The organism is Serratia sp. CY55921 (assembly GCF_052167655.1).
GTDB classification, from domain to species: domain Bacteria; phylum Pseudomonadota; class Gammaproteobacteria; order Enterobacterales; family Enterobacteriaceae; genus Serratia; species Serratia ureilytica.
The window spans coordinates 1-20807 of sequence record NZ_JBJNMU010000002.1 but is presented as its reverse complement, the minus strand read 5'-3'; the positions used below and the strand labels follow the sequence as shown (position 1 = coordinate 20807).

Sequence of the window (20807 nt, the reverse complement as noted above, 5' to 3'; positions counted from 1 at the left end):
TGCCGTCGGTAAACGGCGTATTGGCGCTGCGGCTCTGGCGAAAGAACTTATCCTGCGCATCAATATCGGTATATTCCATCGCGGTGAATTCAACGCTTTTCCAGGCGTTGAAATAGCGCTGCTCGCCGGTGATGCTGTGTAGCAGATAGCAGGCGTCGGCAAACCACAGCTCGGCATCGGCCGCGTTGCCCATGGCGTTGTGCGGGACCGGCACATGCAGCGGACGGTTATGCTGTACCTGATTGCGTTCGATTAACACGCCGCCGTGTTCGACCGGTTGGCGATTGGCGAAATTCAGCTTGTGATTGCCGCCGAGCGTGGCGTCTTTTAATTGCACCGTACCGATTTGTTCAGCGGGCAGCCCTTTGGCCAGGATCTCGCCGTCGGCGCCGATCTGGTAACCCTGCCAATTGATGATCCAGTCCACGTCATAGCGTGTACCGTCGTTATTCCAGTCGATTTCACCGGCGGCATTGAGCGCGCGCACCTGGGCGTTGACGGCATCCCAGGCCAGCGCGCCGTCGAAGGCGAAAGTAGCGATATCGAGATATTCACCCCAGTAGGGCGCGCCGTGAGGGATCTGCGTACGGCCCTTGTTGAACGTTAGCGGAATACCTTTGAAACCGCTATGCGTCGGATCCCTCGTATCGACCGGCCAATTGGCGGGCACTGGCTCTTTGGCGTTGACGATCCAGTTGGCGATCCAGCGTTGAGGGCTGTCAGGGATCGGCGCACCGTCGTAAAAGTAGGTCACATAGGCGTCAAAACAGGCGATGGCCTGATCCAAATATTTTTGTTCTCCGGTCGCCAGATACGCATGGGCATAGCCAAGGATCTGCAGAGCCTGTCCTTCGGTGGTGGCGTCGTTAGGCAGCCCCGCCATGCGCGACAGCTCGCGTTCATGACGGGAATCGGCCAAAACATGTTCGTCGTTGAACACGAAGTGTTGCTGAGTCGAGTCCAGCGTGGTGCCGGTATTGCGTTGCAAGAATTGGTAATGTCCCTCCAGCATTTGCAGGGCGAGACTGGCATAGTCGGGGTACACGGTAGTAAGTTCTCCATCATATTGACCGCCGGCGACGTCGATTGCGCCAGCGGCTTCGAGGTTCAGCGCCAGGCCTGTCAGATGGCGGCTGACCGGCTTGGCATCGGCGATCATCCGCTCCATTTCCAGATACATCTCTTCGGTGATACCGTTCTCCAACACGCCGATATCCAGCGTGAAGGTGCCGGGCTCACCGTTGGTTTCCCACCACTCGCGCAGTTTGATCAGGTAACCCAACGGTTCCACCACACGGCGAATAGCGCCGATGGTGCCCTTGTGACGGTGGATGAAGAAAGCGGCGGCTACGACGCTGCGTTTGGCATCTTCCGTCCAGGTTTCATCCCAATGATCGACCGAGAAGGCCCAGGCCAGGTACGGCAGCAGATTGACCGGACAGGTGGCTGGATCCCACAGATCGCGCAGCGGCACCGGCATGGCGGCCAGTTCGGCACAGGCGGCCGCAGCCGCGACCTCCAGCGGGGAAGAGCCGACCGGCAGCAGACGGTTACTCATCGGAGCCTCCCACCGTCAGACGATAAGAAGCGCAATGTGACGCCTGGGTTTTGTCCAATACGATGTCGGCCTGCGGGGTCCTCAATTCAACGCGTTGCACCCCTTCGGCATGCAGTGCGGCGTAGATTGCCGACAAGCGAATGTCACGGCCTAAACGGTGCTGGGCGCTGATGTAATTTTTCAGTTTGGCTTCGGCAGCGCGACGTACCGGTTCTGCTTCAGGGCCAGGGTAGAGGTACAGTACGGCATCGATGTTGTAGCTGATGATGTTGGCAGAGCGGACGGTGACGCGATCGGCCACCGGGCGCACATCTTCATCGTTCAACGCTTTATCGACGATCGCCACCAGTTCGGCGCTGGCGGTACCGTCTCCTTCGCGTGACAGTACGGAAATCAGCACGTTGGCCGGACTCGGACTTATTGCGGAAACGTCGGCGACCCGGCCATCGGCGGAACGACCGTGATACTCGTAAGAGCCACTGGATCCAGCCACGCTTAAGCCTTCGAATGCCTGTTGGATGCGCACGCGGAAATCGCTATCCGATTCCATGACCGCCGGCAAGGGCGGGATGACGCTGTCATCCGGCTGTTGCACCACCAGGCGTCGCACCTGGAAGTTTGCGCCCAGTTGGTCGAGGTCGCTGCCGCTGGCATAACCCAGCATCACGGCCTTTGCGGCTTCATTCACGCGCTGGCGTAACAGCAGTTCGCGGTAAGCATTTTCTTGCAACAGTTTGACGATCGGCTCCGATTCCAGCGCCAATGTGCGGGCGATGGCTTCGCGCTGCTCTTCCGGGTAAAGGGAAATCAGCGTGGCCTTGCGATCGGCCAGCAGCGATTCGTAATCGAGAGGATCCACCACCGTCGGGGCGGGTAATAAACTCAGGTCAATGGTTGCCATGGTGTCAGCTCACTGAAATAGAAAGAGAAAAGGCATCCGGCGTATCTGTGCGGTTGCCGGTAATGTCGACCACCATTTTTCCGTCAAAGGTGGTGTTGCAACTGATGCCCGTCAACCGAATGCGTGGTTCCCACTGCAGCAGTGCGCTGTAGCAGGCCGCCATCATTTGCAATCGCAGAACGTCGTTTTGCGGCTGATCCAGCAACTCGGACAGCAACGAACCGTAGCTGCGGCGCATGACGCGTGAGCCGATAGGCGTAATCAGGATGTCGCTCACCGACTGGCGAATGTGCTCGAGATCGGCGATTGCGCGGCCGTTGCCGCGATTCATGCCAAGAAATTTCGCGTTGTTCATGCTGGTTTGTCCGTTTGGCCTCCGCCGTTTTGCACTCCACCGTGGGTGTGGGTATGCACCACAATGCCGTTAGAGCTGATGCTGCCACCGGTGTGATTGAGATCGCCGGTCATCGAGCCGCCCTGATGGATGGCGATGGTGCCGGTAGTGAGTTGCTGGGTACACTCCACTTCGGGAGCGTCCAGCGTAATTTTTCCGCTGGCGATACAGGTGATGTTTGGCGCCGTCAGAGTGATCCGCTCGGCGGCTTCAATGGTGGCGCTTTTTATGCCGACGGCCTTAAGCGCCCCGATAGCCGGCTCGTATTCGAGCACTGCACCGTCAGGAAAAGCGATATGCGCCGCCTGTGCTGAGGCCGACGGTGCGGGGTGAGCATCGGAAAATACGCCGGGCAACACGAAAGCGGTTTCAAGTTCCCCGCCAAGTGACAGCACCAAGACCTGTTCACCAATGCTGGGCGCCCACCAGCTGCGTGCGTCGCCGGCCCGTCCGGTCAGCCAGTTGAGCCAGTCGGTAAGATTGCCGCCGGTGGCGACGCGGCAGCGCCCGCGTTCCAGGTCGAGCTCGCTGACGGTCCCGATCCGTATCAGGTTGCGCACCAGGCGCTGAATATCGAAGTTGTCTGTGTTCATGTCTCAAGAATGCCGCTGGATGAAAAGGGGGACAACGCGACGGCGTTTGGCTGCCGCCGGCACAACCGAAGCTGCCTGTAGGGCGCTACGGCTGACCAAATTCGCTGAGTAACTCTCCGTGCAGATAAACCTGGGTGAAGCGAACGATGTTCTCCGGTTCGGGAGGTTCAGCCAGCGGGGTGATATGCAATGCGCCATCGCGCAGTTCCACCCGGATTCGTTCGGTGAGTTGCAGCTGCAATATCAACTGGTTCGGCGTGTCTATATCCCTCTGAAACGAAAAATCATTTTTACGCTTGTCCGGATTGGCAAGAAGGTCTGGTTGGTGGCTGCGCAGCCAGGCCAGTACGGCGACCATGACCCGGTCGTCGTCAGCTGACGGCCCATCCAGCGCCAGATTGAGCTGATAGCGATATTCGAAGGACAGCGAGGGGGCGAGCGTTGAGATCACGCGGCCGTTAGCAATGCCAAGGCGCAATCGTTCGGGGTTTTGCTGCAACACGGGAATGGCATTGAACAGTGCGGCACGGAGCTGTTCGGGTTTTAACATGATGTATCTCCTGAAAAAGGGAGCGGTTTGAGTGGGCGTTTGTTGAAAAACGATCAGCGTGAGATGCCGCTCAGACATAGCGCACGTTCGGCCGTGCGGCGGCGCTCCAGTCCTTTGTTTTTGACGCCGTTGACATAAATCCAACGAGGCAGTTGATCGCAAGCCGCCTGCCACTGACGACGTTTGACAAGGGTGGCCAGCGTTGAATTGCAGGCGGCGTTGACGCCGACGTTGAAAGCGAAAGCGCTGACGGCGTCGTAAACCGGCTGCGGCATCTTGACATCCATACAGCGCGCGAGACCGCGCTCTACGGTGCGTACATCGTCGATCAAATGGGCGGCCGCCTGGCGTTCGTTGATGACGGCGCCCGGCTTCACGCCGGCGGTGTGGCCGATGCCGTTGGTCCAGACGCCGGCACTGCATTGGTAGGGTGAAAGCCGGCAGCCTTCGAAATCGGCGATCAGGCGCAAACCTTCCTCAGAGGTTTTCAGCGTATTGAACTGAGGCAGCAGGGCAGCGAGGGTTAAAATAGCCGCCACGCTGCAGCGTTTAGCGAGTGAGCTCATCGTAGACTCCGCGTTTCAGGCCGTTTTTTTTTAGCGATTTCAGCAACTGGTAGCTTTTACGCCGGTAGTACCAATTCACTGCAAAGGTACCGACGCCGACTGCGGCGCCGACCAGGATGGCAATGTCCTGTGCAGAGTGGCTCCCTAACCAGGCCAGGCAAGCCGCGACGAAATAGGCAAGGGTTGAAGTGAGTTTCTCCATCGCTTAATCCCACAATTTGACGGTTTCTCGTTGGGCCGCCGCAGGCAGGTCCGGCAATTCCACCGGTTGACCGTGCGGCAGCAGGGGCCCCAGATCGGCGAGGCCACGGTTAGCCAGATAGACTTGTTCCACCTGGCGTTGCGTGCTGCCGTAGTAGCGCCAGCAAATCGCATCAATGGTGTCACCTTGTTGTGCATAAATTTTCATCATTACCATCCTGCGATAGCGTTGGGAGAGAGGGCTGTGGCCCCGGATATCTTCAGTTTCGCGCGCGTAGGAGGGAGGGGCAACGCGAGGGGGTTGTGGATGAGATGGCACAACTGAGGCGCAAAAGTGCCGCCGGCAGCAATAAAAACCCCGCCGGCGGCGGGGGGATGAAAAACGTTTGGCTGGAGGGATTAGCAGGGGGGGTGTTCGTCAGCGGGATAAAATATTTCTTGATAATCATTGTTCGGCAGCACCTGACTGGCCAAATCGGAGATCAGCGACATGGCGATCAGAAACTCGGAGGCACTGCATTGCGCAGTCTGTGAAACATCGGCGATGAATTGGATGCGGGACAGTGTTACTTGTTGTTTATCCATAATTTCCACTGTTTTTGCCCTCTCTTGATTATACTGTGTATTTATACAGTATTAAGCAAAACGCTAAAGGCGTCAATGGTTGGACTTATCATTTGTGCAGTAAAAATACGGCCAATCATTGATTAGCGGAAATTGTACAAGGAGGCCGTCAAAATGAATTTTGCCGCCGCGTGCGAGAACCTCCAACTGCCAGCGTTGCGGTTCTATGCCAATACCTCGAAGTTTGCGGGCAATATTCAGACAATGCTGCCGCTGTGGCGGCGTCAAACGAGCCGACGGCGCGGGTGCCGGCGGCAAGTAAAGAGCGCGCGTTCCACAGTTATTGCCAGAACTCCAAGGCGTCGCGGCGGCGAGTGTTTTAGCGACGATACGCCATTGCACGGTGCGCGTTCGGTATACCCGCTCAATTCCCAAATGCGGTGCATAAATGCCGACAACTTTTGTGACGGGCTCGTCATAAGCGTTCCGGGTTTCTGAGGCTTCGCGCGCGACACGCACCCACTGGTGGCTGCGTGGCACATTGGCGCCGCCTTGCGCCTGTATGTAACCGGCAAAGTCGCCGGCGTCGGCAGCGGCGCGCACGGCTTCGGTGCCGGCGTCAAACTGCGGCGTCAGGTTTTGGCCGCGAATACGTCGACATTCGCGGTAGACCCCGAGACCGGGCAGGCCGAAGGGATGAAACTGGGGGATGCGCCAGGTGGCGGCCCAGGCGCTGACCGCGCGGGCGGTATCGCTCAGCGGGGCGCCGGTTTCGCGATCGAACTCTTCCTCCAATGCATATCCATCGAGGTTTTTTGCGACATATTTGGCCAGATAGGCGGTTGCGCCACCCCGGTTGAGGTGTTTGCTCTGGAAACGATGTTGTTGGGCGCCAGGTTCTGCTGCATCCTGTTGCAGCGCATAACGCTGCATGATGTCAAGCACTGCCTGACGTTGCATTTGTGGAGTGAACATCATCAGATGCCAGTGCGGCGTGCCGTCATGATGAGGCTCAACCACTCGCATACCGTAGACCTGCAGACGGCGATCCTTGAAGGCGGTTCGCATTTTCCCCCACTGGGCAACCAGATAACGTTGGCCATCCTTCGGTGTTAGGGCTTGTCCTTGCCAGCGTGTATTGAAGCGCATTTTGCCTCGTGTGCCGACATGCTGGATAGGGTGAAAGCGTGCCGGCGTCGTCAACGTGATAAACAACCCGCAGTGGCCGTTGCGAGTGGCGTAGGTTTCTATACCGGCGAGGGTATTCATCAACTCCATACGACGAATGGCGGGATTGGCGATGCTGCCGAGCACTTTATCCATAAGATCGGCGCGCTCGCCCGTGGCGACGTTTTCCAGCTCGCAACGGTGAAGATAATCGAGGTTCGATTGACGCCGAGCCTTGACATCGTGAAGGGCCTGTCTGCTGGCATAAGGTGACGTGTTGTTGCGGACGTTGCCTATCGCGATTTGCAGCGCCTCGCGCCACTGCATGCGTTGCATTTTGAGACGCCGCAGCCACCAGCGATCGTCGGTCAGGCGCGACAGCGCCGCAATTGCCCGCTCGCTGTCCAACTTGCCTTTACGATAACAGCGCCAGTGCATGGGCTGGATATTGAAGGCGCGGGCCATCGTGGCGATTTGGCGATAGAGGCGGCGCTGTATATCCGCGTGTAGCAGGATCTCTGCATTATTGCCGTGCTTCGCCAGCAAGGCGTCACATTCACTCTGGTAGAGCGCAGAAAGTTGGCCCCCGATACGCCGCGCCAACTGCTCCAGCGCTTTATCGCCCAGCGCGGGCAGTGCGCTATAGCTGTCCGCTTCGCTGCCAAAGTGCAGTGATTTGCGTTGATCCAAACCGAAATTATTATTTACCTGCTGAATGCGTGGCCATATCCGCCGATGGAAAACTCGCACCAGATAATGCCAGGCGGCGTGGGCTCCCTTCTGGCTGAGCAGTTGGCGGTGGCGCTCAAGGAACGGCGTGCGCAAATAATAAGGCAGGTCATGAATGCACTGCAGTATCGCTTGCCATTGGCGCAGTTGGTCGCGATTCAGCGCCGCTTCGCGCCCTATCGCACGTCGTGGGGCATTCCATGGATAGGCGTAATCACCGTACGCTGCGTGTTGTATGGCAGAGGCGTTGACCGGCAGATGCTCCGCCGGCCTATTTTTAACGGCGAGCGACATGACGTTGCTTGGCTTCTGATAGCTGCTGGCAGGTCACGCAGCGGCTGACGCCGGGAATCGCAATGCGTCTCGCCACAGGAATCGCCGCGTCACAATCGGCACAGCAGAACGCCGAGGGCGCTGTGGCAACCGGCCTGGCATACGCAATTTGTTTCTCGAGCATCAATGCCTGGCGCTCCTGCGCCATATCAATAGTATCAGCCATAATATTTTCCAGTATTTAATAGGGTGAATTTGGGCCGAGCGGTGCCCGGCGGGTTGCACGCCAGCTTGATTCGAAAGGTTATTTTTTTGGGGGTAACAGACAGTCTGTTTCGCTGATATAGCGCGGCAACGATTGACTGAGCGAGATGAGTTCATTGAGTGCCGCGACGATTTTCCGCCGTTCGGCATAACCCATTTCGTGAAACTTTAACCACACATAGCGTTCAGTCAGCCCGGCGTGGAAGCAAAACGTATGGCGCAGGTGCAGCGGCGCCGTGTCGTAAATCTCTTCGGCATGGTTGGGTTGCCGGGCAAACAGTGTGCGGCGGATTTCAGCAATACGCCGCAGGCCGATAGCCCGTTGCTCCTCGCTGGCCAGTAGCATGACAGCCTCCTTATCTGAATTTGATGATGGATGAATACTCGCAAAAGCAAGGTTTGGTTATCCGTCGTTTAAAGGCGAAAACTTGAGTAAACACGCTGTAAACAAAGTGATTACGCAAGATTGTTGTCGCCTTGCGGTATTTGCATTTTCATCACCCATGTCGCATCATCTTAACTAAAGCGATCGACATGCCGAGTGACGGCGAATTGATGGTACTTTAAATCGCAAAATGCGACTTGTAAATGCGAATTTCATTTTTAATCGGTGATGATATGCGTGAAGATGCAACAAACAACAACACCTCCGTGGGAGCGGTAATTGAGAGAGTTCTTTCATCTTATGGCGTTGGCACGCAGAAGGAATTGAGTGAAATCCTTGGGATAGCGCCGAATAACATCAGTAGTTGGCAACAGCGGGGTAGTGTTCCCGGATATGTCATTATCAACTGCGCGTTAACCACGGGAGCAGATCTGGCCTGGCTGATGACTGGTGAACTTGCAAATTCAAAAGGCAATCGCAAGCCTGCGTCATCTGCGCAAGGTAAAGCGCTTTACGATCGCGTTTTGGCTTCCGGCGGAAAAGGGGTATTGCGCCGCATTTTGGATGCTTACGGTTTCAATCTGCAAAAAGAATTGGGCGACCTGCTGGGTATCTCTTCAGGCACGATGAGCACCTGGGTCCGCCGCAACTACTTCCCCGGCGATATCGTGGTGACCTGTGCTCTGGATACAGGCGTCTCGCTGCTGTGGCTGGCGACGGGCCAGGGGGAGATGTGGGGTGATGCCGCATCGGCGGTTCCGGTATCCGGAGCTCGCACGATACCGAAATATCGCCTGCTCGCCGGGCAGTTGAAAGAGGGGGGGCAGTGGTCGGCAGACTGTTCTTTGATTCCTGACGGCGTGGCTCAGCCGGCTTATGTTGATGGCGGGCGCGTATCCTGGCTGGTGGATCTGGCCGTTACGCATATCGCCAATGGCCGCTGGCTGGTGGATATCGACGGTAACCTGGACGTTTACGATATAGCGCGTTTACCGGGTAACCAGGTGCGGGTCAGCGGCGGCAACGTCGACTTTCAGTGTTCTCCGGATGCGTTGAAAGCGCTTGGCATGGTCTGGTTAACGTTGACGCCGCAGGCATAAAAAAAGCCCATCGATGATGGGCTTCGAGAAATAATGGGCGGGCAGGTTACAGGCCGTAGACCAGCGTGACCGAGGTTGTCGTGTCGGTGTTCTTCGGCGCGGAGGCCGGTGGCTTGCTGTTGTAGGTCACGGTGTAAGCTACGCGCAGTGAAAAGCGATCGTTGATCGCCACGTTCAACGCGCTTTCCGAGTTCAGCGTGGTTTCTTCGTTCGCCAGTGCGGAGACGCCCTGAATGAACTTGGTGTTGTCGGTCAGCTGATAGGAATAGTTGGCCGCGCCATAGGCCAGCCCTTTGGTCGAGCGGCCGCCGCCATGGTATTCGTCATGGCGCACGCCGGGACCGAATTCCACCCGCAGGTCGCTGAGCGGCCCGTTGAGGATTTGACGGCCATAGCCGCTGGTCAGCGTGGAGCGTGAGTCGTAACCGTTGAAACGGTCGCTCAGCCAGCTGGCCTGGCCGAACAGGTAGTTGCGATCGGTCAGGTTATAGCGCGTACGGCCACCGGCCTGATACTTTTCGGACGAGCGCACGTTGGAGGAGGTGGTGTTGTTGGCCGCCCCCCACAGGCTGTACGCCGCGTCGGTGTTGAACCAGGTCATGTTGGTGTTGGCCAACAGAGTGGAACTCTGCGAGTTGCCGGACTGGGCGTTGTAGCCCGCCTGCACGTTGCCTTCGAACGGTTTCTTGGCGGTGGCCGGATCGTCCATCGCGGTGAAAAGCGTATTGTCGGCAAGGGCTGAAACACTGGTGAAAGTCGTTAAGCAGCAAATATACAGCGGAAAAGCGCGACGAGCGCGGGAAGAGAGCATCTTGGATCCAGTTGTTAAGGGTGATTATTGTTGATGACGGTCACATTATATCGGTTCATTTCGGCGACAAAAATAGCCGCCATTAGCTTAAGTTTTTAATTTTTATCCCTCATTTATTCGCTTTTCTTCTACTTAAATTCATCGCTTTCGACGGCATTTCGTGCTGATCCTGCTTCGCCCGACCGTCGGTGCCGAGATGGGCCGTGCATCCTCGCTGTAAAATTTAATGTACAAATATGTTTACATTCATTGGCTTTGTTAGGCATGAGGGGTTATAGCGTGGTGATGGGTTTATTATTTGTTTAATTGGTTGTATTTGTTGTATTTAAAACAATTTTTGCAACCCTGACTCAAAGGTGGTTTAAGCAAGATAATGACGGTAATCTTTTATTTACGGAAAATGGATTGAAAACTTTACACATCGTGATAGGGTAGACCCCTGAAACGCTCAATGTTCCATTTCAACGCATAACGCCAAACGACAGGAATAGCATCATGCAAAAAGACGCGCTCAATAACGTACACATCAGTGCAGAACAGGTTCTCATCACGCCGGAGGAGCTGAAGAACCAGTTCCCGCTCAGCGCCGACGACGAAAATGAAATCGCCACTGCGCGTAACACCATCGCCAACATTTTGCAGGGGCGCGATCATCGCCTGTTGGTGGTGTGTGGGCCTTGTTCGATCCACGATCCGGATGCGGCGCTGGACTACGCCCGTCGTTTGAAAACCCTGGCGGCTGACTTGAGCGATCAGCTGTATATCGTTATGCGCGTCTACTTTGAAAAACCCAGAACCACTGTCGGCTGGAAAGGTTTGATCAACGATCCGTACATGGACGGTTCGTTTGATGTTGAAGCAGGCTTGCATATCGCGCGTCGCCTGTTGCTGGATCTGGTGGGCATGGGCTTGCCGTTGGCTACCGAAGCGTTGGATCCGAACAGCCCGCAGTACCTGGGTGATTTGTTCAGCTGGTCGGCGATCGGCGCGCGTACCACCGAATCTCAGACCCACCGAGAAATGGCATCCGGCCTGTCGATGCCGGTCGGGTTCAAAAACGGCACCGACGGCAGCCTGGGCACCGCCATCAACGCCATGCGCGCCGCTGCCATGCCGCATCGCTTCGTCGGCATTAACCAGGCAGGCCAGGTTTGCCTGCTGCAGACTCAGGGCAACCCGGATGGGCACGTGATCCTGCGCGGCGGCAAAACTCCGAACTACAGCGCTGAGCACGTTGCGGCCTGTGAAAAACAGATGCTTGAGGCGGGACTCCACCCGTCCTTGATGATAGATTGCAGCCATGGCAACTCGAATAAAGACTATCGCCGTCAGCCGGCGGTTGCCGAGTCCGTGGTGGAGCAGATCAAGGCGGGTAACCGCTCAATCACCGGCATTATGCTGGAGAGCCATCTGCATGAGGGCAATCAGTCTTCCGAACAGCCGCGTGCAGACATGCGTTACGGTGTGTCCGTCACCGACGCCTGCATCAACTGGGAGAGTACGGAAACCCTGTTGCGCCATATGCATCAGGAACTCGGCGCTGCGCTGACGGCCCGCACGGGAGAAAAGTAAGTTATGGTGGCAGAACTGACCGCGCTGCGCGATCAAATCGATGAGGTGGATAAAGCGCTGCTGGATCTGCTGGCGAAACGCCTGCATCTGGTAGCGGAAGTGGGCGAAGTCAAAAGCCGCCACGGTTTGCCGGTTTATGTGCCGGAGCGCGAAGCCGCGATGCTGGCCTCGCGCCGCCGGGAGGCGGAAAATCTCGGCGTGCCGCCGGATCTGATCGAAGATGTGTTGCGCCGCGTGATGCGCGAGTCTTACGTCAGCGAGAACGATAAGGGCTTTAAAACCCTGTGCCCGCAGCTGCGGCCGATCGTCATTATCGGCGGCAACGGCCAAATGGGCAGGCTGTTCAATCGCTTGCTGACGTTGTCGGGTTATCAGGTCAGGGTGTTGGATCAGGAAGATTGGCCGCAGGCGGAGCAGCTGTTGGCGGATGCCGGCATGGTGATCGTCAGCGTGCCGATCCACGTGACCGAGCAGGTGATAAGCCGCCTGCCGACGCTGCCTGCCGATTGTATTCTGGTGGATCTGGCGTCGGTGAAGAACCGGCCTTTGCACGCGATGTTGGCGGCGCACAGCGGCCCGGTGGTCGGTCTGCATCCGATGTTCGGCCCGGACGTGGGCAGCGTGGCCAAGCAGGTGGTGGTCTACTGCGACGGCCGCCAGCCGGAGGCGTATCAGTGGCTGCTTGAACAGTTGCAGGTGTGGGGGGCGCGGCTGCATCGCATCAGCGCGGCCGAGCACGATCAGAATATGGCGTTTATTCAGGCGCTGCGGCACTTCGCTACCTTCGCCTACGGGCTGCACCTGGCGGAAGAGAACGTGCAACTGGAGCAGCTGCTGGCACTCTCTTCGCCAATCTACCGGTTGGAGCTGGCGATGGTTGGCCGCCTGTTCGCACAGGATCCGCAGCTGTACGCCGATATCATTATGTCGTCGGAAGAAAATGTGGCGCTGATTAAGCGTTACTACCAGCGCTTCGGCGAGGCGATAAAGCTGTTGGAGCATGGCGACAAACAGGCGTTTATCGAGAGCTTCCGCAAGGTAGAGCATTGGTTCGGCGATTACGCCCAGCGCTTCCTGGTGGAGAGCCGCACGCTGTTGCGGCAGGCTAACGACAGCCGGCAGTAAAACTGCGGGCAGTAAGCATAAAGGGTTCGGCTTGGCCGAACCCTTTTTTACAGTTTCAGGATGGGTTGACCGGCACCACGGTGTCGCTTGGGTAACAGCCCAGCACCTTCAGCGAGCGGGTGATCGGCGCCAGATCGCGTAGCGCTTTTTGCATCGCCTCGGCGCGCAGGTTGGCCTGCACATCGATATAGAACATCTCCTCCCACGGATTGCCGTTGATCGGACGTGATTCCAGCTTGGTCATGATGATGCCGTTATCGCGCAATACCAGCAGCGCTTCGACCAGCGCGCCGGATTGCTGGCCGGTCGCCATGATCAGCGTGGTTTTTGCCGGCACCTGTTCGGAGACATCGATCGCTTTGCGCGCCAGCACGATGAAGCGAGTGATGTTTTGCTGCTGGTTGGCGAGATTGTGTTCCAGCACCTGCAGCCCGTACAGCGCGCCGCCGGCCTCGCTGCCCAGTGCAGCCACCTTCGGTGAATTCAGCTTGGCGACTTTCTCCATCGCGGCCGCCGTGCTTTCGGTGTATTCGATTTTCCAGTGCGGGAAGCGGTTCAGGAACTGGCTGCACTGCTGGAACGGCTGCGGATGGCTGTAGACGGTTTCTATCTGGCTCAGATCGCTGTCGCCGGCGATCAGAACGCAGTGGTTGATAGGGTTAGTCAGTTCGCCGACGATCGACAGGCTGGTGTGTTGCAGCAGATCGTAGACCTCGTTTATCGAACCGGAGCTGGTGTTCTCGATCGGCAAAATCGCGTAGTCCGCCTGGCCGGTTTCCACCTGGGCGAAAATATCCTGAAACTTCTGGCAGCCGCATTCGATCAGCCGATCGAAGTGGCGGGCAGCGTATTGGCGCGCCGCCAGATGTGAATAAGAGCCTTTCGGGCCGAGGAAAGCGATGCGGGCGGAATGCTGGCTGACGGGGTTGAGCTGGTGCTGCAACAGCGCCTGCTGGGTCAGAACGGAGTCTTCAATGATCAGTTGGAACAGGCGGGTGACGTAGAAACCGTCCAGGTCGTAAGGCTTGGCGGCGGCGATCAGCGCATCCAGCAGATCGCGTTCGCGCTCTTTGTCACGGATCGGGCGGTGAGAGTGCAGCTTGGTCTTGCCGACTTCGATCGCCAGCTCACGGCGTTCCGCCAGCAAGGCCAACAGTTTCAAGTCCAGTGCGCTGATGCGCTCGCGCAGCACCAATAACGGGTTGTCAGTCATAATCAGCTTCCGCCTTCAGTTCTTATTCGTTGTAAAACAGCCATAAAAAAAGCCCCCTGTTTCCAGGAGGCCTTGTTGTTCGTCTTCGCATTCTTTCTCACACGACGAAACGCCTCCCAGTCAGGGGAAGGTAAAAAAGAATGCGAAGAAAAACGGTGTGCGTGGCATGGTCTACCTAAGGTTAATGCGAACAGGTTTTAAAGTAACCGCTGGCTTTTACCCCGTCAACAAAAATACCCGACAAAAAACGCGCCCTCGGGCGCGTTTGATGCGGCAATCGCTGTCGGACGGTTATTCCTGCTCTTGCGTGACTTCCGGCACAATGTCTTTCACGCTGGCATTGCAGCGGCGCGCTTCGCCTTTGTGCTGCACTTTGTTCAACTGGCGCTCCAGTTTGGCGATCAGCTCGTTAACGGCGGTATACATGTCATCATGTTTGGCGCTGGCGACCAGCGGGCCGTTAGGCGTAGTAATGGTAGCGTCGGCGACAAACCCTTGCGGCTCTTTGGATAAGACGATATGCGGGTTAATCAGCTGGGTCTGCCATTTTTCCAGTTTGGTGAGACGGTCTTCGACGTGATTGCGGATTGCGGGAGTGATATCCATTTGTTTGCTGGTAATGTTCAATGTCATATAACTTACCTCTCTGTCTTTCCGTCTTGGTGAATCCAGCATACCCCGCTTTTTGTTTAAATGCGTGATGTAAATCACGATTTTTTGTCACTTTTTGCAAAGTTAGTTCAATCTGTGATTCAGCATTTGAATTGGCTATCTAATGCTTGAGAGTTGCCGCCGGATGGCGCATTATCGATGAGTTGACCGATGAGGAGCGCTAGCTAACACCGTGTTTTTACTTGTGTATTTTTCCAGTAAAAACCAGGTCGACGCCAATGAAAACGGCAGCCTTGGCTGCCGTTTGGTTTTTCTGCCGGTGCCGACGCGCGCTTATTGTGGGTTGGCGGCGATCACTTTGGCCACTTTGTCAGCCTGGCCGTTCAGCTGCAGCTGCTTGTAGGCATTTTCCATCAGCGGCAACACGTCATGCGTCGCTTTGGTATCCGGGAATTCACGCAACATCTGCTCGGCGCGATTAACGACCGCGACGTAAGCACCACGTTTAGTGTAGTATTCCGCCACCGAAAGCTCATACTTGGCCAAACGATCTTTCAGATACACCAAACGCTTGTTGGCGTCGGTCGCGTATTGGCTGTTCGGGTATTGCTGAATCAACTGGCTGAAGTCGCGGAACGCAGCGCGAGCGTGCTGAGGATCGCGGTCCGAACGGTCAACCCCGAAGAAGCCCTGCAGCGCGCTGTCATCAAGCGCCATGTCGGTCAGGCCGCGCATGTACATCACGTAATCGATGTTCGGGTGCGTCGGATTCAGGCGCATGAAGCGATCGATGGATGCCTGAGCCATTGGCAAGTCGGCAGCCTTATAATAGGCGTAAATCAAATCCAGCTGGACCTGCTGGGAATACGGCCCGAAAGGATAGCGGTTATCTAACGCTTCGAGTTGCGTAATCGCGCCCTTGAAGTTACCGTCCTGCAGTTTTTGCTGCGCGGTAGCATAGATTTCCGAAGGCGGGTTGTCGGGAACCGCATCCTTGGATGTGGAGCAACCTGCCAGCGCCAGGCTCAACGTGGCTGCCGCCACCAGATATTTCATACGCGTCATGACGTTTTGATTATCCTCAGGGTGTTATTCCGGGAGACTGTCCGTTAAGCTCCCGACAAAGACCAGGTACAATAGCACATTATATTAAACGGCATCGCCGTGAAAACCCAACGTTAACGAAGAAGCTGCATATGGCACAACAAGTACAACTCACCGCAACGGTGGCCGAATCTCAACTCGGACAACGTTTAGATCAGGCTTTGGCCGAATTGTTCCCTGATTATTCACGATCTCGCATAAAAGAGTGGATCCTGGGCGATCGGGTGAAGGTCAATGGCAAAACGTCAAACAAACCGAAAGAGAAGGTGCTGGGCGGAGAGACAGTCGCCATCGATGCACAGATAGAAGAAGAAGCGCGTTGGGAGCCGCAGGATATCGCGCTGGATATCGTCTATGAAGACAGCGATATCCTGGTGATCAACAAGCCGCGCGATTTGGTGGTGCACCCTGGCGCCGGTAACCCGGACGGCACGGTGCTCAATGCGCTGCTGCATCACTACCCGGAAATCGCCGACGTGCCGCGTGCCGGCATCGTGCACCGTCTGGATAAAGACACCACCGGCCTGATGGTGGTGGCGAAAACCGTGCCGGCGCAAACCCGGCTGGTGGAGGCGCTGCAGGCGCGCGAAATCACCCGTGAATACGAAGCGGTGGCGATCGGCACCATGACGGCAGGCGGTACGGTAGAAGAACCCATCGCGCGCCATTCCACCAAGCGCACTCACATGGCGGTGCATCCGATGGGTAAGCCGGCGGTGACGCACTATCGCATTATGGAGCACTTCCGCGCGCACACTCGTCTGCGCCTGCGCCTGGAAACCGGCCGTACTCACCAGATCCGCGTGCACATGGCTTACATTAGCCATCCGCTGGTGGGCGATCCGCTGTACGGCGGCCGTCCGCGTCCGCCGAAAGGCGCTTCGGAGGCCTTCATCAACACGCTGCGCGGCTTTGACCGCCAGGCGCTGCACGCTACCATGCTGCGTTTGTATCACCCGATCAGCGGCATCCAGATGGAGTGGCATGCGCCGCTGCCGCAGGACATGGTCGATCTGATCAACGCGCTGAAGGCGGACACCGAAGAATTCAAAGATCAGATGGACTGGTAATGCGCTCGCTCATTCTGCCCGACTGGCCGTTGCCTCCCGGCGTTAAAGCTTGCAGCACCACGCGCGATGGTGGCGTCAGCCTGCTACCTTATGACTCGCTGAACCTCGGCGCTCACGTGGGTGACGAGGCGCAAGCGGTGAAGCGCAATCGGGAAAGGTTGGTTACCGCCGCCGGCTTGCCGCAGATGCCGGTATGGCTCGAGCAGGTGCACGGCACCCGCGTGGTGACGTTGACGGGACAAGCGCCCGCCGATCTGCGGGCGGATGCGGTGTACAGTAACGTGCCGGGTCAGGTGTGCGCAGTGATGACGGCGGATTGTCTGCCGGTGCTGTTCTGCTCGCAGCAAGGCGACGAAGTGGCCGCCGCTCACGCCGGTTGGCGTGGGCTATGCCACGGCGTGCTGGAGCAAACCGTGGCGGCGTTCAGCGCCGCACCGGGCCAAATCAGCGCCTGGCTGGGGCCGGCGATCGGCCCGCAGCAGTTCGAGGTCGGGCCGGAGGTGCGCGCCGCTTTCATGGCGGAAGACGCTGAGGCCGCAGCGGCATTTACCCCGCATGGCGATAAGTTTTTGGCTAATATCTACTTGCTGGCTCGCCAACGCTTGTTGCGTGCGGGCGTTCAGGCCATTTATGGCGGCGACCGCTGTACGGTTAACGAAATGAGCCATTTTTTCTCCTATCGACGCGATGGAATAACCGGACGTCTGGCAAGTTTAATCTGGCTGATATAACCTATTGAATTAGGACGATCCAACGACGCATGGCGTTGTACCGAAAATTTAGCGTCGAGATAACCTTGAAAATTTGAGGGATGACCTCATTTAATCTCCAGTAGCAATTTCGACCCATCTTGGAGGTGTTATGCGTCTGGATCGTCTTACCAACAAATTCCAGCTTGCCCTCGCCGATGCCCAGTCACTAGCCCTTGGGCACGACAACCAGTTTATTGAACCGCTACATCTGATGAGCGCCCTGCTCAATCAGGAAGGGGGCACGGTTCGTCCACTATTAACTTCCGCAGGTATCGATGCCGGGCGTGTACGCACCGAGATCGAACAGGCGCTGTCCCGTTTACCGCAGGTAGAAGGCACCGGTGGCGACGTTCAACCGTCCCACGAGTTGGTGCGCGTTCTGAACCTGTGCGACAAGCTGGCGCAAAAGCGTGCGGACAAATTCATTTCTTCCGAGCTGTTTGTGCTTGCGGTGCTGGAAGACCGCGGCTCGTTGACCGACTTGTTGAAAGCGGCCGGCGCGACGGCCGACAAAATCAGCAAAGCCATTGAACAAATGAGAGGCGGTGACAGCGTGGAAGACCAAGGCGCCGAAGACCAACGGCAGGCATTGAAGAAATACACTATCGATCTGACCGAACGTGCTGAGCAGGGCAAACTTGACCCGGTGATCGGCCGTGACGAAGAGATCCGTCGCACCATTCAGGTGCTGCAACGCCGTACCAAAAACAACCCGGTGTTGATCGGCGAGCCTGGCGTGGGTAAAACCGCCATCGTCGAAGGCCTGGCGCAGCGCATCATTAACGGCGAAGTGCCGGAAGGACTGAAGCACAAGCGCGTATTGTCCCTCGATATGGGCGCCTTGATCGCCGGCGCCAAATATCGCGGCGAGTTTGAAGAGCGTCTGAAAGGCGTGCTCAACGATCTGGCCAAGCAGGAAGGCAGCGTTATCCTGTTTATCGACGAACTGCATACCATGGTCGGTGCTGGTAAGGCGGATGGCGCGATGGACGCAGGCAACATGCTGAAGCCGGCGCTGGCGCGCGGCGAGCTGCACTGCGTCGGTGCCACCACGCTGGATGAATACCGTCAATATATAGAGAAGGATGCGGCGCTCGAACGTCGTTTCCAGAAAGTGTATGTGGCTGAGCCGAGCGTGGAAGACACCATTGCTATTCTGCGCGGCCTGAAAGAGCGTTACGAACTGCACCACCACGTGCAGATAACCGACCCGGCCATTGTGGCGGCGGCAACGCTTTCGCACCGCTATATCGCCGATCGTCAATTGCCGGACAAGGCTATTGACCTTATCGACGAAGCGGCGTCCAGCATTCGCATGCAGATGGACTCCAAGCCGGAGTCGCTCGACAGGCTTGAGCGCCGCATCATCCAATTGAAACTGGAACAGCAGGCGCTGAATAAAGAGTCTGACGACGCCAGCAAGAAACGCCTGGACATGCTGAGCGATGAGCTGGGGCAGAAAGAGCGCGAATACTCGGAGCTGGAAGAAGAGTGGAAAGCGGAAAAAGCGTCGCTCTCCGGCACCCAGAATATCAAGGCTGAACTCGAGCAGGCCAAAATCACCCTGGAGCAGGCGCGTCGCGTCGGCGATCTGGGGCGGATGTCGGAACTGCAGTACGGCAAAATCCCTGAGCTGGAAAAACAGCTCGCCGCCGCCACGCAGGCCGAAGGCAAGAGCATGAAGCTGCTGCGCAACCGGGTGACCGATGCGGAGATTGCCGAAGTGCTGGCGCGTGCCACCGGGATCCCGGTCGCAAGAATGCTGGAAGGCGAGCGCGACAAGCTGCTGCGCCTGGAACAAGAACTGCATTCGCGAGTGATTGGCCAGGACGAAGCGGTCAGCGCAGTCTCCAATGCGATTCGCCGCAGCCGTGCGGGGCTGTCCGATCCTAACCGACCGATCGGTTCGTTCCTGTTCCTCGGCCCGACCGGGGTAGGGAAAACCGAGCTTTGCAAGGCGCTGGCTTCGTTCCTGTTCGACAGCGACGACGCCATGGTGCGTATCGATATGTCCGAGTTTATGGAGAAACACTCCGTTTCGCGTCTGGTCGGCGCGCCTCCGGGCTATGTCGGTTATGAAGAGGGTGGCTACCTGACGGAAGCCGTACGTCGCCGGCCTTATTCGGTGATTCTGCTGGATGAAGTCGAGAAAGCGCACCCGGACGTGTTCAATATTCTGTTGCAGGTGTTGGATGACGGCCGCCTGACCGATGGTCAAGGCCGCACCGTCGATTTCCGCAATACCGTGGTGATCATGACGTCCAACCTGGGTTCCGATCTGATCCAGGAGCATTTCGGTCAGATGAACTACGCGCAGATGAAAGAGTCGGTGATGGAGATGGTGAGTCACCACTTCCGTCCAGAGTTCATCAACCGTATCGACGAAGTGGTGGTGTTCCACCCGCTGGGCGAGAAACACATCGCCGCGATCGCCAAGATTCAGTTGTCGCGTCTGTACAAGCGTTTGGAAGAGCGCGGTTACGAAGTGACCATGACCGAACCGGCCCTGGCGCTGTTAAGCAAAACCGGCTACGACCCTGTATATGGCGCACGCCCGTTGAAACGCGCTATTCAGCAGGAAATCGAGAACCCGCTGGCGCAGCAAATCCTGTCCGGCAAGCTGATCCCCGGCAAGCTGGTAACGCTGGATGTGGAAAACGACCATATCGTTGCCCGACAATAACGGCAATTAAGGATAATAAAGATGAAAGGGAGCGGGTGACCGCTCCCTTTTCTTTACCTTCGTTTGTCCCTGTTTACAGGGTTTGCCGCTATTACTGTGCTAAAACCGGTATTTTCTGACTAATAAACATCCTAAAAAGGCGTTTTTGGTGATTATTTGAACGCTTGAAAAGTTTTTTGCATTTAGGGGTTGCGGCCCGCCGAGAACTCCCTATAATGCGCCTCCACTGACCGGGAACAACGACTGACAAGCCGCCGGGTCAGCGAGAAGAAAGCGAAATAAACGCTTGACTCTCCGGGTGAAAAGCGTAATATACGCAGCCCGCGCCGATGAGTTTCTCGGCACTGCTCTTTAACAATTTATCAGACAATCTGTGTGGGCACTCCACAAGACGATATCCAGCATCTTCGGATGCAAAAAAATATCAAGTCTTGAAGAGTGACTAACTGAAGTAAAATTCATGCAGTAAATCTTTGAGCATCGCTTCTCGAGTGGAAGCAAATCAAGCTTTTAATTGAAGAGTTTGATCATGGCTCAGATTGAACGCTGGCGGCAGGCTTAACACATGCAAGTCGAGCGGTAGCACAGGGGAGCTTGCTCCCTGGGTGACGAGCGGCGGA

The 20807-nt window shown here is 56.9% G+C and carries 22 protein-coding genes, 1 rRNA gene, 1 pseudogene and 1 other annotated feature; of the genes and pseudogenes, 7 read left to right on the top strand and 17 right to left on the bottom strand.

Annotation, left to right across the window (positions count from 1 at the left end; genetic code table 11):
• Positions 1-1036 precede the first annotated feature (1036 nt).
• The 12 genes and pseudogenes from ACJ8M3_RS13930 to ACJ8M3_RS13875 form a co-directional block, all read right to left on the bottom strand.
• A pseudogene (locus ACJ8M3_RS13930) lies at positions 1037-1558 on the bottom strand (phage tail protein I); the annotation flags it as partial.
• Complete coding sequence (locus tag ACJ8M3_RS13925) at positions 1551-2459, bottom strand: baseplate assembly protein (RefSeq protein WP_047025229.1); 909 nt, start codon at positions 2457-2459, stop codon at positions 1551-1553. The pseudogene ACJ8M3_RS13930 and the gene ACJ8M3_RS13925, both read right to left, overlap by 8 nt.
• Before the next feature lie 4 nt (positions 2460-2463).
• Entirely contained in the window at positions 2464-2814 is a 351-nt protein-coding gene (locus tag ACJ8M3_RS13920) for a GPW/gp25 family protein (RefSeq protein WP_033641924.1), read from the bottom strand.
• On the bottom strand, positions 2811-3446 hold the full coding sequence (locus ACJ8M3_RS13915; RefSeq protein WP_069101126.1) for a phage baseplate assembly protein V: 636 nt from the start codon (positions 3444-3446) through the stop codon (positions 2811-2813). Before ACJ8M3_RS13915 ends, ACJ8M3_RS13920 begins: the two co-directional genes overlap by 4 nt.
• A gap of 85 nt (positions 3447-3531) precedes the next feature.
• Complete coding sequence (locus ACJ8M3_RS13910; RefSeq protein ID WP_033641926.1) at positions 3532-3996, bottom strand: phage tail protein; 465 nt, start codon at positions 3994-3996, stop codon at positions 3532-3534.
• Positions 3997-4049: 53 nt separating this feature from the next.
• Positions 4050-4562 carry a lysozyme gene (locus ACJ8M3_RS13905; RefSeq protein WP_089196600.1) on the bottom strand — a complete coding sequence of 171 codons (513 nt, stop codon included), beginning with the start codon at positions 4560-4562 and terminating at the stop codon, positions 4050-4052.
• Positions 4546-4764: an HP1 family phage holin gene (locus tag ACJ8M3_RS13900; protein WP_033641928.1), complete on the bottom strand. Its 219-nt coding sequence runs from the start codon at positions 4762-4764 to the stop codon at positions 4546-4548. The genes ACJ8M3_RS13905 and ACJ8M3_RS13900 overlap by 17 nt, the downstream gene beginning before the upstream one ends.
• Before the next feature lie 3 nt (positions 4765-4767).
• Positions 4768-4971: a tail protein X gene (locus tag ACJ8M3_RS13895; RefSeq protein ID WP_033641929.1), complete on the bottom strand. Its 204-nt coding sequence runs from the start codon at positions 4969-4971 to the stop codon at positions 4768-4770.
• A gap of 191 nt (positions 4972-5162) precedes the next feature.
• The gene (locus tag ACJ8M3_RS13890) at positions 5163-5357 is read right to left on the bottom strand and encodes a hypothetical protein (protein ID WP_089196601.1); all 195 of its coding nucleotides are present in this window, start codon (positions 5355-5357) and stop codon (positions 5163-5165) included.
• Between the two features lie 63 nt (positions 5358-5420).
• Positions 5421-7517 (bottom strand): replication endonuclease, encoded by a 2097-nt coding sequence (locus tag ACJ8M3_RS13885; RefSeq protein ID WP_089194299.1) that lies wholly within the window; start codon positions 7515-7517, stop codon positions 5421-5423.
• Complete coding sequence (locus ACJ8M3_RS13880) at positions 7501-7722, bottom strand: TraR/DksA C4-type zinc finger protein (RefSeq protein WP_033641931.1); 222 nt, start codon at positions 7720-7722, stop codon at positions 7501-7503. The genes ACJ8M3_RS13885 and ACJ8M3_RS13880 overlap by 17 nt, the downstream gene beginning before the upstream one ends.
• Positions 7723-7800: 78 nt before the next feature.
• Positions 7801-8106 carry a hypothetical protein gene (locus ACJ8M3_RS13875; protein ID WP_089196602.1) on the bottom strand — a complete coding sequence of 102 codons (306 nt, stop codon included), beginning with the start codon at positions 8104-8106 and terminating at the stop codon, positions 7801-7803.
• Positions 8107-8348: 242 nt separating this feature from the next.
• Here ACJ8M3_RS13875 and ACJ8M3_RS13870 point away from each other — a divergent pair, with 242 nt between their 5' ends.
• The gene (locus tag ACJ8M3_RS13870) at positions 8349-9245 is read left to right on the top strand and encodes a helix-turn-helix domain-containing protein (RefSeq protein ID WP_089196603.1); all 897 of its coding nucleotides are present in this window, start codon (positions 8349-8351) and stop codon (positions 9243-9245) included.
• A gap of 46 nt (positions 9246-9291) precedes the next feature.
• Here ACJ8M3_RS13870 and ACJ8M3_RS13865 read toward each other — a convergent pair whose 3' ends face one another.
• Entirely contained in the window at positions 9292-10056 is a 765-nt protein-coding gene (locus tag ACJ8M3_RS13865) for a DUF481 domain-containing protein (protein ID WP_033641933.1), read from the bottom strand.
• A gap of 495 nt (positions 10057-10551) precedes the next feature.
• On the opposite strand from ACJ8M3_RS13865, the gene ACJ8M3_RS13860 reads away from it, so the two are divergent.
• Together ACJ8M3_RS13860 and tyrA are read left to right on the top strand one after the other, a co-directional pair.
• On the top strand, positions 10552-11628 hold the full coding sequence (locus tag ACJ8M3_RS13860; RefSeq protein WP_016929016.1) for a 3-deoxy-7-phosphoheptulonate synthase: 1077 nt from the start codon (positions 10552-10554) through the stop codon (positions 11626-11628).
• 3 nt (positions 11629-11631) lie between these two features.
• The gene (gene tyrA / locus ACJ8M3_RS13855) at positions 11632-12753 is read left to right on the top strand and encodes a bifunctional chorismate mutase/prephenate dehydrogenase (protein WP_033641935.1); all 1122 of its coding nucleotides are present in this window, start codon (positions 11632-11634) and stop codon (positions 12751-12753) included.
• A gap of 55 nt (positions 12754-12808) precedes the next feature.
• Here the strand turns inward: tyrA and pheA are convergent, their stop codons facing one another.
• The 4 genes from pheA to bamD form a co-directional block, all read right to left on the bottom strand.
• A complete protein-coding gene (gene pheA, locus ACJ8M3_RS13850; protein WP_033641936.1) occupies positions 12809-13966 on the bottom strand; it encodes a bifunctional chorismate mutase/prephenate dehydratase in 1158 nt (385 codons plus the stop codon).
• Between the two features lie 42 nt (positions 13967-14008).
• Positions 14009-14135, bottom strand: a sequence feature (Phe leader region).
• The gene (locus tag ACJ8M3_RS13845; protein ID WP_101428074.1) at positions 14087-14134 is read right to left on the bottom strand and encodes a hypothetical protein; all 48 of its coding nucleotides are present in this window, start codon (positions 14132-14134) and stop codon (positions 14087-14089) included. It overlaps the preceding feature by 48 nt.
• Positions 14136-14257: 122 nt before the next feature.
• Positions 14258-14599: a ribosome-associated translation inhibitor RaiA gene (raiA, locus tag ACJ8M3_RS13840; RefSeq protein WP_004932457.1), complete on the bottom strand. Its 342-nt coding sequence runs from the start codon at positions 14597-14599 to the stop codon at positions 14258-14260.
• A 312-nt stretch (positions 14600-14911) separates the two neighbouring features.
• Positions 14912-15643 carry an outer membrane protein assembly factor BamD gene (bamD, locus tag ACJ8M3_RS13835; RefSeq protein WP_004932456.1) on the bottom strand — a complete coding sequence of 244 codons (732 nt, stop codon included), beginning with the start codon at positions 15641-15643 and terminating at the stop codon, positions 14912-14914.
• Positions 15644-15774: 131 nt separating this feature from the next.
• Here bamD and rluD point away from each other — a divergent pair, with 131 nt between their 5' ends.
• The 4 genes from rluD to ACJ8M3_RS13815 form a co-directional block, all read left to right on the top strand.
• Positions 15775-16752 carry a 23S rRNA pseudouridine(1911/1915/1917) synthase RluD gene (rluD, locus tag ACJ8M3_RS13830; protein WP_004932452.1) on the top strand — a complete coding sequence of 326 codons (978 nt, stop codon included), beginning with the start codon at positions 15775-15777 and terminating at the stop codon, positions 16750-16752.
• Positions 16752-17483 (top strand): purine nucleoside phosphorylase YfiH, encoded by a 732-nt coding sequence (gene yfiH / locus ACJ8M3_RS13825; RefSeq protein ID WP_089196604.1) that lies wholly within the window; start codon positions 16752-16754, stop codon positions 17481-17483. Before rluD ends, yfiH begins: the two co-directional genes overlap by 1 nt.
• Positions 17484-17613: 130 nt before the next feature.
• Positions 17614-20187 carry an ATP-dependent chaperone ClpB gene (clpB, locus tag ACJ8M3_RS13820; RefSeq protein ID WP_025301647.1) on the top strand — a complete coding sequence of 858 codons (2574 nt, stop codon included), beginning with the start codon at positions 17614-17616 and terminating at the stop codon, positions 20185-20187.
• A 511-nt stretch (positions 20188-20698) separates the two neighbouring features.
• A 16S ribosomal RNA gene (locus tag ACJ8M3_RS13815) occupies positions 20699-20807 on the top strand; the annotation flags it as partial.

Coding starts and splice junctions, on each gene's coding strand:
- ACJ8M3_RS13865 (WP_033641933.1), bottom strand. CDS start 10,056: ATGCTCTCTTCCCGCGCTCGTCGCGCTTTTCCGCTGTATATTTGCTGC.
- ACJ8M3_RS13885 (WP_089194299.1), bottom strand. CDS start 7,517: ATGTCGCTCGCCGTTAAAAATAGGCCGGCGGAGCATCTGCCGGTCAAC.
- ACJ8M3_RS13915 (WP_069101126.1), bottom strand. CDS start 3,446: ATGAACACAGACAACTTCGATATTCAGCGCCTGGTGCGCAACCTGATA.
- ACJ8M3_RS13920 (WP_033641924.1), bottom strand. CDS start 2,814: ATGAACAACGCGAAATTTCTTGGCATGAATCGCGGCAACGGCCGCGCA.
- ACJ8M3_RS13900 (WP_033641928.1), bottom strand. CDS start 4,764: ATGGAGAAACTCACTTCAACCCTTGCCTATTTCGTCGCGGCTTGCCTG.
- ACJ8M3_RS13880 (WP_033641931.1), bottom strand. CDS start 7,722: ATGGCTGATACTATTGATATGGCGCAGGAGCGCCAGGCATTGATGCTC.
- raiA (WP_004932457.1), bottom strand. CDS start 14,599: ATGACATTGAACATTACCAGCAAACAAATGGATATCACTCCCGCAATC.
- pheA (WP_033641936.1), bottom strand. CDS start 13,966: ATGACTGACAACCCGTTATTGGTGCTGCGCGAGCGCATCAGCGCACTG.
- ACJ8M3_RS13910 (WP_033641926.1), bottom strand. CDS start 3,996: ATGTTAAAACCCGAACAGCTCCGTGCCGCACTGTTCAATGCCATTCCC.
- rluD (WP_004932452.1), top strand. CDS start 15,775: ATGGCACAACAAGTACAACTCACCGCAACGGTGGCCGAATCTCAACTC.
- ACJ8M3_RS13860 (WP_016929016.1), top strand. CDS start 10,552: ATGCAAAAAGACGCGCTCAATAACGTACACATCAGTGCAGAACAGGTT.
- ACJ8M3_RS13905 (WP_089196600.1), bottom strand. CDS start 4,562: ATGAGCTCACTCGCTAAACGCTGCAGCGTGGCGGCTATTTTAACCCTC.
- ACJ8M3_RS13925 (WP_047025229.1), bottom strand. CDS start 2,459: ATGGCAACCATTGACCTGAGTTTATTACCCGCCCCGACGGTGGTGGAT.
- clpB (WP_025301647.1), top strand. CDS start 17,614: ATGCGTCTGGATCGTCTTACCAACAAATTCCAGCTTGCCCTCGCCGAT.
- ACJ8M3_RS13875 (WP_089196602.1), bottom strand. CDS start 8,106: ATGCTACTGGCCAGCGAGGAGCAACGGGCTATCGGCCTGCGGCGTATT.
- tyrA (WP_033641935.1), top strand. CDS start 11,632: ATGGTGGCAGAACTGACCGCGCTGCGCGATCAAATCGATGAGGTGGAT.
- ACJ8M3_RS13870 (WP_089196603.1), top strand. CDS start 8,349: ATGCGAATTTCATTTTTAATCGGTGATGATATGCGTGAAGATGCAACA.
- bamD (WP_004932456.1), bottom strand. CDS start 15,643: ATGACGCGTATGAAATATCTGGTGGCGGCAGCCACGTTGAGCCTGGCG.
- ACJ8M3_RS13895 (WP_033641929.1), bottom strand. CDS start 4,971: ATGAAAATTTATGCACAACAAGGTGACACCATTGATGCGATTTGCTGG.
- yfiH (WP_089196604.1), top strand. CDS start 16,752: ATGCGCTCGCTCATTCTGCCCGACTGGCCGTTGCCTCCCGGCGTTAAA.